General features: G+C 62.4%; 14 protein-coding genes. 11 read left to right on the top strand and 3 right to left on the bottom strand.

Annotated elements, in window-relative coordinates; genetic code table 11:
- Positions 1-212 precede the first annotated feature (212 nt).
- Both AC3WWH_RS30400 and AC3WWH_RS30395 read right to left on the bottom strand, forming a co-directional pair.
- On the bottom strand, positions 213-404 hold the full coding sequence (locus tag AC3WWH_RS30400; protein WP_058323986.1) for a DUF6494 family protein: 192 nt from the start codon (positions 402-404) through the stop codon (positions 213-215).
- 276 nt (positions 405-680) lie between these two features.
- Positions 681-1,574, bottom strand: a complete 894-nt coding sequence (locus tag AC3WWH_RS30395) for a LysR family transcriptional regulator (protein ID WP_058323985.1) — start codon at positions 1,572-1,574, stop codon at positions 681-683.
- Between the two features lie 267 nt (positions 1,575-1,841).
- Between AC3WWH_RS30395 and AC3WWH_RS30390 the strand changes: the two genes are divergently transcribed.
- The 5 genes from AC3WWH_RS30390 to AC3WWH_RS30370 are packed head-to-tail and all read left to right on the top strand — an operon-like array spanning position 1,842 to position 6,107.
- Positions 1,842-2,621, top strand: a complete 780-nt coding sequence (locus AC3WWH_RS30390; RefSeq protein ID WP_373419919.1) for a 5-oxoprolinase subunit PxpA — start codon at positions 1,842-1,844, stop codon at positions 2,619-2,621.
- Between the two features lie 16 nt (positions 2,622-2,637).
- Positions 2,638-2,880, top strand: coding sequence for an acetyl-CoA carboxylase (locus AC3WWH_RS30385; RefSeq protein ID WP_058323983.1), 243 nt, complete (start codon positions 2,638-2,640; stop codon positions 2,878-2,880).
- On the top strand, positions 2,877-4,262 hold the full coding sequence (locus tag AC3WWH_RS30380) for an acetyl-CoA carboxylase biotin carboxylase subunit (protein ID WP_058323982.1): 1,386 nt from the start codon (positions 2,877-2,879) through the stop codon (positions 4,260-4,262). The genes AC3WWH_RS30385 and AC3WWH_RS30380 overlap by 4 nt, the downstream gene beginning before the upstream one ends.
- Complete coding sequence (locus AC3WWH_RS30375; protein ID WP_058323981.1) at positions 4,262-5,137, top strand: 5-oxoprolinase subunit B family protein; 876 nt, start codon at positions 4,262-4,264, stop codon at positions 5,135-5,137. Before AC3WWH_RS30380 ends, AC3WWH_RS30375 begins: the two co-directional genes overlap by 1 nt.
- Positions 5,127-6,107: a 5-oxoprolinase subunit C family protein gene (locus AC3WWH_RS30370; protein WP_058323980.1), complete on the top strand. Its 981-nt coding sequence runs from the start codon at positions 5,127-5,129 to the stop codon at positions 6,105-6,107. Before AC3WWH_RS30375 ends, AC3WWH_RS30370 begins: the two co-directional genes overlap by 11 nt.
- A gap of 181 nt (positions 6,108-6,288) precedes the next feature.
- On the opposite strand, the gene AC3WWH_RS30365 is transcribed toward AC3WWH_RS30370, so the two are convergent.
- On the bottom strand, positions 6,289-7,299 hold the full coding sequence (locus AC3WWH_RS30365) for a GntR family transcriptional regulator (RefSeq protein ID WP_058323979.1): 1,011 nt from the start codon (positions 7,297-7,299) through the stop codon (positions 6,289-6,291).
- Between the two features lie 583 nt (positions 7,300-7,882).
- Between AC3WWH_RS30365 and AC3WWH_RS30360 the strand changes: the two genes are divergently transcribed.
- The 6 genes from AC3WWH_RS30360 (at position 7,883) to AC3WWH_RS30335 (ending at position 13,693) form a co-directional block, all read left to right on the top strand.
- Positions 7,883-8,959 carry an ABC transporter ATP-binding protein gene (locus AC3WWH_RS30360; protein ID WP_058323978.1) on the top strand — a complete coding sequence of 359 codons (1,077 nt, stop codon included), beginning with the start codon at positions 7,883-7,885 and terminating at the stop codon, positions 8,957-8,959.
- 90 nt (positions 8,960-9,049) lie between these two features.
- Positions 9,050-9,940 (top strand): ABC transporter permease, encoded by an 891-nt coding sequence (locus AC3WWH_RS30355; RefSeq protein WP_373419918.1) that lies wholly within the window; start codon positions 9,050-9,052, stop codon positions 9,938-9,940.
- A gap of 2 nt (positions 9,941-9,942) precedes the next feature.
- Positions 9,943-10,788, top strand: coding sequence for an ABC transporter permease (locus AC3WWH_RS30350; protein ID WP_058323976.1), 846 nt, complete (start codon positions 9,943-9,945; stop codon positions 10,786-10,788).
- On the top strand, positions 10,788-11,534 hold the full coding sequence (locus AC3WWH_RS30345) for an SDR family NAD(P)-dependent oxidoreductase (RefSeq protein ID WP_373419917.1): 747 nt from the start codon (positions 10,788-10,790) through the stop codon (positions 11,532-11,534). Before AC3WWH_RS30350 ends, AC3WWH_RS30345 begins: the two co-directional genes overlap by 1 nt.
- A gap of 13 nt (positions 11,535-11,547) precedes the next feature.
- Positions 11,548-12,321: an SDR family oxidoreductase gene (locus AC3WWH_RS30340; RefSeq protein ID WP_113398792.1), complete on the top strand. Its 774-nt coding sequence runs from the start codon at positions 11,548-11,550 to the stop codon at positions 12,319-12,321.
- Positions 12,322-12,460: 139 nt separating this feature from the next.
- Positions 12,461-13,693 (top strand): ABC transporter substrate-binding protein, encoded by a 1,233-nt coding sequence (locus AC3WWH_RS30335; RefSeq protein WP_058323973.1) that lies wholly within the window; start codon positions 12,461-12,463, stop codon positions 13,691-13,693.
- Positions 13,694-13,747 lie beyond the last annotated feature (54 nt).

Here is a 13,747-nt window from a genome sequence, read left to right as displayed (position 1 = left end):
CTGGCCTGCCCGCTGCTTTCCATTTGCAACTGCAGGGTGGCAGGATCCAACTGCTCGTCGGAGCCGCTGCATTTTGGGTTCTGCGGCACAGTTATGCGCTGCGGTGTTTCCAGGGCGTGCAGCATGGGTCTGTGGTTAGGTGAATGGCGTTCTGACGGCTCCGAATTCGTATTAGGGGATGCGACGTTGCACGGTAGGAAGCGCGATGCTTCTTATGGAAGTTCGATCTCGCCATTCACTACGTGGTTGAGGTCGGTGCCTTCCGCCGTTAATGTCATGCGAACCTTCAGCTTTTGGCCGCCGGCCTGCCCTTCGCGCACCGTATCCTCGATCTTGCGCTGCGAGGTGATGCCGACTTCCTTCAGGAACTTGCGGATCGACATGTTGAAGGCGTCTTCGCTCATGGCGCAACTCCATTGTGTCCGGAAGGGATTGTAAGGGAAGGCGCGCGGTCAAGGAAGCAGGACGGTGAGGCGCGGCGCTACAAACCCACTGCGACACGGGCGGAGGTTCCTGGGCTTTTGAACTTAATCGGCTCTGGGAGGAGGCGTGGAACGATCTACGCGCGGCGGGAGGAGCTCGAAAATCGCATAATGTATCGACTGGAATGTACGGTACTGCGCAGCTTCGCTCATGCTGCTCTATCGATTTCCGGGATCAACTCTGGTTCGCTATAAGCGCTACTTCTGAAAGGTCTGCTGAAAATAGGAGCGCAGCGCCGTCATTACTGGCGAGAACTCCGTGCCGCGACGCCATGCAAGCCCGACGTCCATCGCGGGCACCGGATCGCGAACGTCGATCGTTTCAATGCGCCGGCCTTCAAGCGACCAGGGGCGGTGGACCATGTCGGAAAGGATAGCCACTCCCTGGCCGTTGGCCACCAGCGAGCGAACAGCTTCGACGGAGGAGGTCCGGAGAATGACACGCGGCTGGTAGGTAGACGCGCTCCAGTATTTCAGCGAGGTGTGCGCGGCCTCGTCAACCGTCAGCATGATGTAAGGCTCCTGGGCGATTTCACGGAAGCCGACACTGTCGCGCGCAAGCAGCGGATGCTGGGCCGGCACCCAGAGCCGCCGCGTCGAACTCATGAGCTTTTCTGTCGTCAGCGCCGGGTTGAGGATGTTGGAGGTCAACAACACCGCCATATCGTAGCGGTTGGTCAACAGGCCTTCTTCGATCGACTCGCGATTGAGTTCGAAAAGCTGAAGTTCCAGTTTCGGGAACAGCCGCCGTAGCCGCTCGATATGCTGCGGCAGGAAGTAGCCGATCACCGTATAGGTTGCGGCGATTGCCAGCGTGCCCTCGACCGCACTGCTGACGACGTTGAGATGCGTTGCTTCGTCGACCTTCTTCAGGATCTCATAGGCGTGGGAGAGGAATTGCCGCCCGGCCAAGGTAAGGTCCATGCCGCTCGGCGTCCGCAGGAACAGGCTCGCCCCGACGATGCGCTCCAGTTCCTTGATTGCCGTGGTAATGGCCGATTGCGAAATGGAGAGATCGACGGCGGCTTGCGAGATCTGCCCGAGTTCGGCGGTCGCGACGAAATAGCGAAGCTGGCGAAGGCTGAACGACATCGATTGCTCTTATGATTTTTCGATAATGTACGCCCATAAATCAGAAAGTTTGCTTTCTCCTTGTGCAGATACTTGATCGAAACACAGGCAGACTCGTTTAACTGGCGGTTTTAACGATATTTTCTCAGGAAGAATATTGCAAGTGCGAATTCTGAAAAATAGATACATGGCATATGAAAATTGAATTTTTCAAATGCACGGATTGCCCCTAGCGTTTGCCTATCGCAGGTTCGGCTGGCTTCTCGGCGGCCACAATCGAAGGAAGAGATTTTGCTCGACGTCGTCGACATCAACTGTGACATGGGAGAGTCCTTCGGTCGCTGGCACATCGGCGATACGGATGACGCGACTTTGATGGCGCTGATCAGCTCTGCCAACATTGCCGCGGGCTTCCACGCCGGGGACCCCAATCTGATGGACGAGACCGTGCGGCTCGCCGCCGAGCACGGCGTCGGTATCGGCGCGCATCCGGGCTATCGCGACTTGCAGGGCTTCGGTCGCCGCAAGATCGCCGGCACGGCACGCGAACTGGTCAACGATGTCGTCTACCAGGTCGGCGCTGTCAGGGAGTTTGCGAGACGACACGGCGCCAGCCTGCAGCACGTCAAGCCGCACGGCGCCCTCTACATGGAAATGGCGGTCAACCGCGAGCTTTCACAGATCTTCCTGCAATATATGCGCACGGTCGCGCCGACGGCTTTCGTCTTCTGCATGGCGGGTTCAGAGACGGAAATCGCTGCGCGCGAAGTCGGGCAGCCGGTCATTCGCGAGTTCTATGCCGATCGCGGCTACGACGACAGCGGCTCGATCGTCTTCACACGCGACGCCGGTCGCCCCGACGCAGTTGCGATCGCGCGAAAGGTGGTGCGCGCCTGCAAGGAAGGTCGCGTGCGCACCGTGACCGGTAGCGATATCGACATCGCTTTCGAATCCATCTGTTTCCATTCCGATACGCTCGGCGCACTCGATATCGTGCGCCTCATGCGGGAAGCGCTTGCGGCGGAGGGTATCCGGATCGCTCCTGTTTCACAGCTCAAGACCAATTGACCAAGCGGAGGCAACCATGAGCAAGCACGAAATCCGATCGCCCCTTCCAGGAACCTTCTATCGGTCGTCTGCTCCGGATGTCCCGCCGTTCAAATCGGATGGCGACGCGGTCGCCTCGAACGAGGCCATCGGCCTGATCGAGGTGATGAAGACGTTCCAGGAGATCCAGGCGGGCGTCGCCGGCGGCAGCATCCGGTTCCTCGTCGACAATGAAGAGCCGGTCATGGCCGGTCAGGTGATCGCCGAGGTGGAGCTATGACGATCCGCTCGGTCCTGATTGCCAATCGCGGTGAGATCGCTGTGCGCATTATCCGAGCGGCAAAGGCGCTCGGCATCCGTTCGGTCCAGGTCTACAGCGCTGCGGACGCGGATATGCTGGCGGTGAAGCTCGCAGACGAAGCTATCGAAATCGGTCCACCGGCGCCAAAGAAATCCTATCTCGACATTGCCGCCGTGATCGCGGCGGCCAAGCGCGCGGGTGCCGACGCGGTGCATCCGGGTTACGGGTTCCTGTCGGAGAACGGCGACTTTGCCGATGCGGTCGTTGCTGCCGGCATGATCTTCATCGGCCCTTCCGGTGATGCTATCAGGCTACTCGGTGACAAGGTGCAGGCCCGTGCCGTGGCCGAGAAGGCAGGCGTGCCGACGGTGCCCGGCAGCAACGGCCGGATAGCGAGCTTGGAAGAGGCGCATGCGGTAACCGCGCAGACCGGTTTCCCCATCATGATCAAGGCCGCCGCCGGTGGCGGCGGGCGTGGCATCCGGATCGTCAACGATCCGGCGGAACTCGACAAGCAATTCCCCCAGGCGTCGGCCGAAGCACTCGCCTCCTTCGGCGACGGCGGCCTCTACCTCGAGAAGGTCATCACCCGAGCGCGTCACGTCGAGGTACAGATCCTCGGCGACGGAGAGAACTTCGTGCATTGCTTCGAGCGGGAGTGCTCACTGCAGCGCCGCCGGCAGAAGGTCTGGGAGGAGGCGCCTTCATTCCTCTTGCCTGCCGATGTCCGACAGAAGCTCTGCGACAGCGCTGTGGCGCTCGCCCGGGCCGTCGGTTATCGCGGCGCCGGTACGGTCGAATATCTCTACGACGACGAAAGTCAGGCCTTCTATTTCATCGAGGTCAACACCCGTATCCAGGTCGAGCACCCCGTGACCGAAATGATCACCGGCATCGATCTCGTCCAGGAGATGTTCCGTGTCGCCGGCGGCGCGTCGCTTTCCGTGCGCCAATCGGACATTTCGGTTCGCGGCCACGCGATCGAGTGCCGGATCAATGCCGAAGACCCGGCACGCGGTTTCATGCCGGCGCCGGGCACAATCACGCGCTTGGCCGTGCCGGAAGGCGAGGGCGTTCGCTTCGACACGATGCTCTACGAGGGCTACACGATACCGCCCTTCTACGACTCTCTGCTCGGCAAGCTGATCGTCTGGGGTGAGGACAGGACGGCGTGCCTTGCAAGACTCTCCCGGGCGCTTGCAGATCTGAAGATTGAAGGCGTGCCGACAACGATTGCGCTGCATCAGGCGCTGGCCGCCGATGCGAACGTTGCTGCCGGTGCCTTCCACACCCGCTTTCTCGAGACATGGCTGGAAACTGAGTTCGCCGCGCCAGGCGGCCGCACCGTGGAGGTCGCGTGATGCCGACACGTTATTCATTCGGAGGTGACGAGCATCTGTTCGTCGAATGCAGCGACGAGATGTCTCTCGAAGCCTTCTTCAAGAGCCTGTCCATGGCAAAGGGCGTGCGGGAAAGCCGCATCCGCGGCGTCACGGAGATCTGCCCGGCGAACGCCTCGTTCCAGATCAAGTTCGATCCTGACGTGATCAAGCCGGACGATGTGCTGAAGGAAGTTCAGGCGATCGAAGGTGCAGCGGAACGGGCCGAGCCCGTCATTCGCACGCGCATCGTCGAGATCCCGGTCTTCTATAGCGATCCGTGGACGCACGAGACGCTGATGCGTTTCCGCGAACGGCACCAGGATCCTGATGGTACCGACCTAGACTACGCAGCACGGATCAATGGCTACGACGCAGTCGCCGATTTCGTGGCCGCCCATTCGGGCTCACCCTGGTTCGTCTCGATGGTCGGTTTTGTGGCCGGCCTGCCCTTCATGTATCAGATGGTCGAGCGCCAGCGGCAGATCGAGGTGCCGAAATATCTGCGGCCGCGGACCGATACGCCGAAGCTGACGGTTGGTCACGGCGGTTGTTTCGGCTGCATCTACTCGGTGCGGGGCGCCGGCGGCTACCAGATGTTCGGCATCACGCCGATGCCGATCTTCGATCCGACGCAGACGACGAGCTATCTGCGCGATTTCATGGTCTTCTTCCGACCCGGCGATATCGTCAAGTTCAAGCCCATCGACCGCGATGCCTACGACCAGGCGGTGGAGGATGTCGACAGGGGACGCTTCGCACCGCCGATCCGCGACGTCAGCTTCGACCTGCGCGAGTTCCAGAAGGGCATCGCCGGCTACAACACCAAGCTGGAGGGTGTGCTCAATGGCCATTAATGTGCTGCATCATGGTCTGGCGACCACCATCCAGGACCTCGGCCGCCCCGGTTACTTCCATCTCGGAATTCCGATCGGCGGGGCAATGGATCGCTACGCCATGCGGGCCGCCAATCTGCTCGTCGGCAACGACGAGGGCGCCGCCGGGTTGGAGGCAGTCTTCCTCGGGCCGAAGCTCGAATTCACCGAAGACGCGGTCGTTGCCGTCACCGGAGCCGATATGCCGGTCAAGGTGGACGATGTACTCCAGCCGGGATGGACGGCTTTTCGCGTCAAGGCCGGACAGACCTTGAGCTTCGACTTCCTCAAGTCCGGCGCGCGCATCTACATCGCCGTCTCCGGCGGCATCGACGTGCCGGAGGCGCTCGGCAGCCGCTCGACCTATCCGATCGGCGCACTTGGTGGATACAAGGGACGCGCGCTTGCGGCAGGCGATGTTCTGCCAGTCGGGCAGGCCCGCGCCGCCGGCAAGGGACTGACGGTGGATGAAAGCCTGCGCCGCAAGCCGGCGGAACCTGCAGCCCTGCGTGTGCTGCCCGGGCTCTACTGGGATCGCCTGACGGACGAGGCAAAGCAGAGCTTCTTCGCCGATGAGTGGAAGGTTGCGCCGGAGGCCGATCGCATGGGCTATCGCTTCCGCGGTGGCCGCAAGCTGAGCTTCGTCGATCGCGACCAGCCGTTCGGTGCCGGGTCAGATCCCTCGAACATCGTCGACAGTTGTTATCCCTACGGCTCGATCCAGGTGCCGGGTGGCACAGAGCCGATCATCCTGCATCGCGATGCAGTATCGGGTGGCGGCTACTTCATGGTCGGAACGGTGATCTCGGCGGATATGGACCTGATCGGGCAATTGCAGCCGCACACGCCGACGCGCTTCGTCGAAGTGACGATGGAGGAGGCGCTGGCGGCCCGCGCCGAAGAAGGCAAGCGGCTCGAAGCGCTGCGGACGGCTATCGCTACAAGCGCGTGACGCAGTTGGCGACCGGACGCAAGGGCGTCCGGCGGCGCTAAAGCGTTAGCAGCGCGATCACTGCAACCGAACAGGCGTTGTGAAGACAGGAGGGCAGGCGGTGAGGAGGACGGACCTGATCTTGCAACCGGCGGCAGCGGCCGCTCGGCTTCACTGCGCCCGTTTCAAGCCGGCGAGCGCTCTATTCGACAACACGTGTCAGATAGGCGGCGGTGAAGCTCGGCCCGGGGATGATCGCCACGATCTTCATCTGCGCGATGGTGCGGTTCAGCGAAGCGTCGATATGGCTTTCGAGCATCGACGCGGCCGCCGAATTGGCGCCTCGCGCCATGAGCTCGACGATGAGTTTCAGTTCGGCGATGACAGCCGGATCACCCGGCAGCCCCAGTTGCCGCAGCAGCTTTTCGGTGGCGGTGACCGGCAGGAGATTGTTGCGGATCAGCTCACGCAGGCGTTCGTTCGGCATGGCAAGGACGCAAGCCTCGGTGAACTCCAGGAGGATGTCTTCAAGGCCCAGCCAGCCGTCACCGTCTTGCGTCTGGCCGAACTCGACGAGCCGGTTGAAAAGTGCGGCAAGCCGGTCGCGGTCGATGTGCGGCGCGCCAAGCGCCAGCGCCTGCGGCTCCAGCAGCCGGCGCAACATGAAATGATCCTTTACCGTCTGGGCCGTCAGCGGGCCGGCGATCCAGTGCGAGCTCTGGTTCTTGCGCACGAGCCCGCGCTCGCGCAATCGGGTCAGCACATCGCGCACGACCGTGCGGCTGACGTTAAAGTGGTTGGCGAGCTCGTTTTCGATGATGCGGTATTGGCCAAAGATCACGCAGCCGGCGACATCGTTCTCGATCTCGTCGTAGATGCGCTCCCAGGACGAGCGGCTTTGCAGTGCCTCGTCGGCGTGTTGCGGCACGATGAGGCCGAGTGTTTTGATGTCGGTGCGGTTTGGCTCGATCGCCCGGCCGGGAGGGCCGACGAGATAGCCGCGTCCCTTGAAACGGTGTACGAGCCCGTCGCTTTCGAGCTGCAGCAGGGCGCGCTGCACCGGCGCGCGGGAGATTTGCAAGATATCGGCGATCGGTCCTTCGAGCAGAACAAGGCCGGGCGGCAAGGTGCCTTCGGCAATGTTCGTGCGCAGCACATCCTCGGCAATTTCGTATCGGCGCTGCGTATTCTGGCCGAGGCGTGGCTCGCTCATGCGGTCTGGCATCTTCCGTTTGGCTGGCAATGTCGTCCCCTTTCTTTACGCCACTTGCCGGTGACCGTGACAGCGCAAAATAAATGCATATTGCATACATATGTGCAATTTTTCTATGCGCTTGTCTATCGCATTGTCGCCGATAGACGTGGCGCGCCAGCATGAGTATGCGTGGCTGCGGCGATGGTGAGGCTATAGCCTGATTGGAGATCTCCTGCGGTTGCACCCCATGAACCTGGTGCAATTGCGCGGTGTTCTCATCTGTGGGCGGTATGCGGCTCGAGTGCAGGGCAGGTGTGCGGACGTCGTGTTTGCGTTGTCAGAATGCTATTCATTCACACTCGGCAAAAGCCGATAAAAGTCTATTGCATACAAAAATCATTCGTGTCATGGTTCGTGACATGCAAGCGCTCAGAAGAAGCGCACAGGTGGAACTTATTTTTGAATCGCAAAGGACCGTCATCTCAGCCGCGCATGTGACCCATGCGTGATTGCTTTCGCATGTGCGTTCGGATGCCTGATCGGCACCGGCGAGGGCGAAGCGTTGGCTGGTGGTCGGTCGGCGACAACGGGCAGGAAAGCGATGTCGACAGTCCTACAGCTCAAGAACGTCACCAAGGCCTTTGGCGAGATGCGTGCTCTCGATGGCATCGACCTCGCATTGCCGGGCGACGCCTATATCTCGCTTCTCGGACCGAGCGGCTCTGGCAAAACCACCTTGTTGCGCGTGATCGCCGGTTTCGAGGATCCGGACGGCGGCAGCATCCTGTTTAACGGCAAGCGCATCGACACCGTAGCGCCGCATCAGCGTGGCATCGGCTTCGTGTTCCAGAACTTCGCTCTCTTCCCGCATCTCTCTGTCGCCCAGAACATCGCCTTCGGCCTGGAAAACCGCGAGGTCGATGCGGTGACAGACCGTCGCGCGGTCGAGGGCCTGGTTAAGGACATCATCGCTCTGGTCGGCCTAAGCGGTCTGGAAGGCCGCGCCGTCACACAGATCTCCGGTGGCCAACGGCAGCGCGTCGCGTTGGCGCGGACGCTGGTCACCGAACCGCGCATGGTATTGCTCGACGAGCCGCTCGGCGCGCTCGACGCCAATCTGCGCGCCCGGATGCGCACCGAACTGCGCGCCATCCGCGAGCGCTGCGGCGTCACGTTCCTTCATGTTACGGGAAGCGAGACCGAGGCCTTGGCAATGGGTGACACGGTATTGGTGCTCGACAGCGGCCGCATCGCGCAATCGGCCGATTCCGACACCATCTACAACCGTCCGGCTTCACCGGCGGTCGCCCGCTTCCTCAATTGCTACAACCTTTTCCCCGGGCGCCTCGAAGGCGGTGCCTTCGTCGGCAGTGCCGGGCGCTTTTCGCTCGGCAACCGCCCGGCAACCCGGGCGACGCAACCGGCCTATGCGATCCGCTACGACCGCGTCGCGGTGCGCCCGCGCGAGGCAGCGATCGGCGAGAATGAGGTGCGCGTCGAAGGCAACTTCGTCGCCAGCGAGTATTCCGGCGCTGCGGTCAATTCCTTTTTCACCCTCGATGACGGGCGGGTCTTCGAAGTGGAGACCCATCTCAGCCATGCCGCGCCTGAAACCTATGTGGATCAGGGCCGCTATGCGCTCGTTTGGAAGCGGGAGGACGCCCTTGTCTACGCCTGAAACACCGATGCCTGAAGCGCCCGAAACTGAAACTGCCAAAGCCGGTGCTTCGGTGCTGCACTGGTCCCCGGAGATTGAGAGATGAGCATGATGGCCGTTGCGGAACAGACGGAAGCGGAAACCGTCGCTGAGAAGAAGCCCGGCGGAAAGGCGCTATGGCTGCTCGCCCCTGGCGTCCTCTGGATGGTCCTGTTCCTCGTCCTGCCGATGCTGATGATGGTCTACGTCTCGTTCTGGACGCAGACCACCTTCAAAATCGAGCCAACGCTGACGCTGAAAAGCTGGGTCACCTTCTTCACCAGCGATACCTATCTCGGTGCGCTCTGGACGACGGTGCGCATCTGGCTGATCGTGCTCGTCGCGACTGTCCTCGTCGGCTACCCGGCCGCACTCTATGTCGGGCTCTTCGTCAAGAACAAGGCGCTGCAGACGGTTCTGCTCGTCCTTTGCGTCATTCCTTTCTGGACCTCGTTCCTGATCCGCGTTCTCGCCTGGCGGCCGATGCTCGGCAAGGAAGGTGCGATCAACATGATCCTGATGAACCTCGGCATCACCGACGCGCCGATCGAGGTTCTCTTGTTTTCGGAGCTTTCGGTCATCATCGGCATGACGCAGATCTACTGCGTCTTCATGGTCGGGCCGATCGCCTTCATGCTCGGCCGTATCGATCACTCCGTCATCGAGGCGGCGCAGGATCTGGGGGCCGGTTTCTGGCGGATCTTCCGCACCATCATCCTGCCCCTGTCCATGCCGGGCGTGGTGGTCGGCGCGATCTTCGTCTCCGTCATGGTGCTCGGCGAATTCGCCACCTCTGCCGCGCTCTCCGGCCGCAAGGTCAACCTGCTCGGCAATATCATCGTCACCCAGGTCGGCTCGTTGAAATGGGCCTTTGCCGCCGTCGCCGGCGTCGTCCTCACCATCCTGATGGGGGCGGTCATCGCCGCCCTCCTCAGGGTCGTCGACCTCAGGAAGGAACTCTGATCATGAACGCCAGCGGCATGAAACTCGGCCTCGGCGCCTATACCGCGCTCTTCCTGGTCTTCCTCTACGGACCGCTTGCGGTTCTGGCGATCCTCTCGTTCCAGACCGGACCGGAAGGTGGACCGCAGTTCCCGATCATCGAATGGTCGACCTATTGGTATCAGCATCTCTTCGGCCTGACGCCGCCGTCGCGCATTGCGCCGCTGCCGATCGAACAGGCGTTGGTCCGTTCGCTGGTGCTCGCCGTCATGACGATGATCGTGTCCACGGTGCTCGGCGTGACCGCCGCCCAGGCCTTCCGCCGCAAGTTCCGCGGTTCCGGCGTGGTGTTCTATCTCATCGTCCTCGGCATGATGGTGCCCGGCGTGCTCGTCGGCCTCGGCATGGCGCTGGTCGCCAACACGCTCGGCATCGACCGCCACTGGTGGGGCACGGCCTTCGTGCTGCACGTGGTCTACACCTTCCCCTTCGCCTTCCTGGTGATGCTGGCGATCTTCAACCGCTTCGACCCCAGCATGGAGGAGGCGTCCTGGTCGCTCGGTGTCACCCCGGCGCGCACCTTCCGCAAGGTCACGTTCCCGCTGATCTTCCCGGGCGTGCTCTCAGCCATGCTCTTTGCCTTTACGCTCTCCTATGACGAGTTCTCGCGCACGCTCTTTGCTTCGGGCCGCGACCTGACGCTGCCGCTGGCGATCTACGGCACCTTCTCGGTCGAAGTGCATCCGAACGTCTTCGCCTTCGGCGTGCTGACCACGCTCTTCTCCTTCGCGCTGCTCGGTACCTATGCGGCCTTGATGACGCTGTCGGTGCGCCGCGCCAAGCGCGTTGCGATCCAGGAGGAAGCATGATGGCAGGGGCACCTTCTCCGGCGGCGATCGTCACCGGTGCCGGTTCCGGCATCGGCCGCGCGATTGCCCTGCGGCTTGCCGCCGACGGCTACGCCGTACTCGTCAATGATCTCTCGCCCGAGCGCAGCCAGTCGGTCGCCGACGAGATCGTCCGTGCAGGGGGCAAGGCGACCGCCGCTGCCGGCGATGTTTCGAGCGAGGCCGATGTCCATAGGATAGTGGAGGTGGGCACGACCGCGCACGGTGCCGCGGCGCTCCTCGTCAACAATGCGGGCATCGCGCATCAGACGCTGTTCGAAAACCTTGATGTCGTCGATTTCGACCGCATGTTCGCCGTTCACGTACGCGGCACGTTCCTGATGACCAAGGCGGTGCTCCGCCCGATGCTCGAGCGCTGCGAGGGCGTCGTCATCAACGTCGCCTCGCAACTCGGTCAGATCGGCGGCGTCGAACTCGTCCACTACTCCGGTGCCAAGGCGGCGATTATCGGCATGACCAAGGCACTGGCACGCGAAGTGTCGAGCCGCGGAGTGCGCGTCAACGCCGTCGCCCCGGGGCCGATCAACACGCCACTCGTGATGGAACTTTCCGACGACTGGCGCGCCGCGAAGAAACAGCAATTGCCGCTCGGCCGCTTCGGCGAGCCGGAAGAGGTGGCCGCCACGGTGTCGTTCCTGGCGTCGCCGGCGGCAAGCCTCTTCGTCGGCCAGACGCTTGGACCGAACTCCGGCGACGTAATGCTCTGACAGGAAAGATGCGATGACAAATCCTCCCAAGACTTCCCGCCTTGTCATTGTCACCGGTGCCGGTATCGGTATCGGCCAAGCGACGGCCAAAGCCTTCGCATCGGCCGGTGATCATGTCGTGGTGACCGATATACTGGAGCGCGAGGGTGCAGCGACGGTCGAGGCGATCCGCGCAGCCGGCGGTTCGGCCGAGTTCGCCTACTACGACGTGCGCTCGACCGCGGCGACCGATGCGTTGGTAACCGACATCGAAAGCCGGCACGGTCGTGTCGACGTCGTCGTTGCCAATGCCGGGATTGCCCATCGCACGCCGCTTGGCCAACTGACCGACGACAAGTGGGATCTGACCTTCGACATCGACTTGAAGGGCATTTTCCGGCTGGCACGGGCGGTGGCTCCCGGCATGCGTCGCCGCAGGGCAGGCAGCATCGTCGCGCTCTCGTCGATCATGGGCGTTGCCTATGGCTGGGACGAGCATGTCCACTACTCCGCCGCCAAATCTGGGGTCGTCGGCCTCGTCCGTGGACTGGCAGTCGAACTTGCGGCTGATGGCGTGCGCGTCAATGGCGTGGCGCCTGGCTACATCCGCACCGCGCAATTGCTCTCCGAAGAGAATTCGCTTGGTCCCGTCGGGGCCGAAGCGGCGGCCGACTTCATTCCGATGAAGCGTCTCGGCACGCCGGAGGATATCGCCGACGTCATCGCGTTCCTGGCGTCCGACGCTGCTCGCTACATGACCGGGCAGGTTCTCGTTGTCGACGGCGGACTGCTGGTCGGGCGCTACTGATCGGCCCTGGAATTGTACGGCGGCCACGAAGGAGCAATCGCGCTCCAGGCCTCCGGACTGAGTGCCGCGGTGGCGGCGAATGATGAAATGGGGGCCGGCGAACGGTCTCCGGGGAACAACGAAAACTGGAGAAGAGACAATGCCTAGTATGGAACTCAATCGCCGCTCGCTCCTCAAACGCTCCGCCGGAATGATGGCGCTTGCGATCGGGGGCGGTACGCCGTTCCTCTCCTCGCGCGCCGCCTTTGCGCAGGCGAGCGACCTCGCCAGCCAACAGCTTCGCACCATCGGCCTTTCGGTGACCGTGCAGGAGCGCATTCTCGAGCAGTTCAAGACGGCTGCCGGCGTCGGCGGCACCTCGGGAACGGCGGCGACCTTCCCGGACGCACAGACGAAGATCCTCTCTGGCTCCAAGGACTATGACTGCTGGGAGATCATCGCCGAGCGCCTGCCCTCGATCGTGATGACAAACAATGTCGAGCCGATCCCGGCATCGGCGCTGAAGAACTGGGCAAACATCCGCGATACCTTCACCACCGCCAGCGACAAGTGGGACCGCGCAGCGCAGATCGTCGGCCAGATCTGGACCGACGACAGCCAATCGTCTCTCAACATGGTGCCGGCCGTCTACAACTACGATTCCATCGGCTACAATCCCGACGTGCTTTCCGCAGAGGAAGCCAACAGCTGGGCGGCGATCTTCGATCCCAAGTGGAAGGGCAAGTCCGGCATCAACACCGATCCGCTGATCGCGATCGGCCAGGCGATCATGGCGATGAACTCGCTCGGCCTTTCCGATGTCAAGAACCCCGGCAATCCGACTGCCGCCGAAATCGACGAAGCGGCTGCGTTCCTGATCTCCAAGAAGAAGGAAGGCCAGTTCCGCGCGCTCTGGGGCGATTTCGGCGAACTCGTCAACCTCATGGCATCGGGCGAAATGGTGGTTTGCGACGCCTGGCAACCGGCCGTCATGGCGGTCAAGGCGCAGGGCAAGCCCTGCCGCTACGCCGTGCCGAAGGAAGGCTATCGCGGCTGGGCGATCGGCCCGGCGATGATTGCCGGCACCACGAACAAGGAAGCCGTCATCGCCTATGCCGACTACTGGCTCTCGGGCGAACCGGGCATCACGGTCTCGGAGCAGGGCTACTACTCGCCGTCGACCAACATCAAGAACGTCATGGCGCCGGAAAAATATGCCTTCTGGTACGAGGGCAAGCCCTGGGTCGGTGCTGCGGAGCGCGGCATCAAGGAAGGCGACCTGCGCGATGGCGGTTCGCTCGAAGAGCGCGCCAAGAACGTCGCCTACTGGCACCAGTGGCCGGATGAATACGACCACCTGATCCAGAAGTGGGACGAGTTCCTGAACGCCTGACGAACGGGGCCGGGGCGTCAACCCGTCCCGGCCTTTCACCAACGCATAAGAAGA

It is taken from the genome of Ensifer sp. EB106-03-01-XG145 (genome assembly GCF_058792075.1).
The sequence above is the reverse complement of the archived record's forward strand: the minus strand, read 5'-3'. Positions and strand labels throughout refer to the sequence as shown.

Bases quoted from the DNA above. Each gene is read 5' to 3' on its own strand.
- AC3WWH_RS30400 (WP_058323986.1), bottom strand. From the start codon at position 404: ATGAGCGAAGACGCCTTCAACATGTCGATCCGCAAGTTCCTGAAGGAA.
- AC3WWH_RS30395 (WP_058323985.1), bottom strand. From the start codon at position 1,574: ATGTCGTTCAGCCTTCGCCAGCTTCGCTATTTCGTCGCGACCGCCGAA.
- AC3WWH_RS30385 (WP_058323983.1), top strand. From the start codon at position 2,638: ATGAGCAAGCACGAAATCCGATCGCCCCTTCCAGGAACCTTCTATCGG.
- AC3WWH_RS30380 (WP_058323982.1), top strand. From the start codon at position 2,877: ATGACGATCCGCTCGGTCCTGATTGCCAATCGCGGTGAGATCGCTGTG.
- AC3WWH_RS30375 (WP_058323981.1), top strand. From the start codon at position 4,262: ATGCCGACACGTTATTCATTCGGAGGTGACGAGCATCTGTTCGTCGAA.
- AC3WWH_RS30370 (WP_058323980.1), top strand. From the start codon at position 5,127: ATGGCCATTAATGTGCTGCATCATGGTCTGGCGACCACCATCCAGGAC.
- AC3WWH_RS30365 (WP_058323979.1), bottom strand. From the start codon at position 7,299: ATGAGCGAGCCACGCCTCGGCCAGAATACGCAGCGCCGATACGAAATT.
- AC3WWH_RS30360 (WP_058323978.1), top strand. From the start codon at position 7,883: ATGTCGACAGTCCTACAGCTCAAGAACGTCACCAAGGCCTTTGGCGAG.
- AC3WWH_RS30355 (WP_373419918.1), top strand. From the start codon at position 9,050: ATGGCCGTTGCGGAACAGACGGAAGCGGAAACCGTCGCTGAGAAGAAG.
- AC3WWH_RS30350 (WP_058323976.1), top strand. From the start codon at position 9,943: ATGAACGCCAGCGGCATGAAACTCGGCCTCGGCGCCTATACCGCGCTC.
- AC3WWH_RS30345 (WP_373419917.1), top strand. From the start codon at position 10,788: ATGGCAGGGGCACCTTCTCCGGCGGCGATCGTCACCGGTGCCGGTTCC.
- AC3WWH_RS30340 (WP_113398792.1), top strand. From the start codon at position 11,548: ATGACAAATCCTCCCAAGACTTCCCGCCTTGTCATTGTCACCGGTGCC.
- AC3WWH_RS30335 (WP_058323973.1), top strand. From the start codon at position 12,461: ATGCCTAGTATGGAACTCAATCGCCGCTCGCTCCTCAAACGCTCCGCC.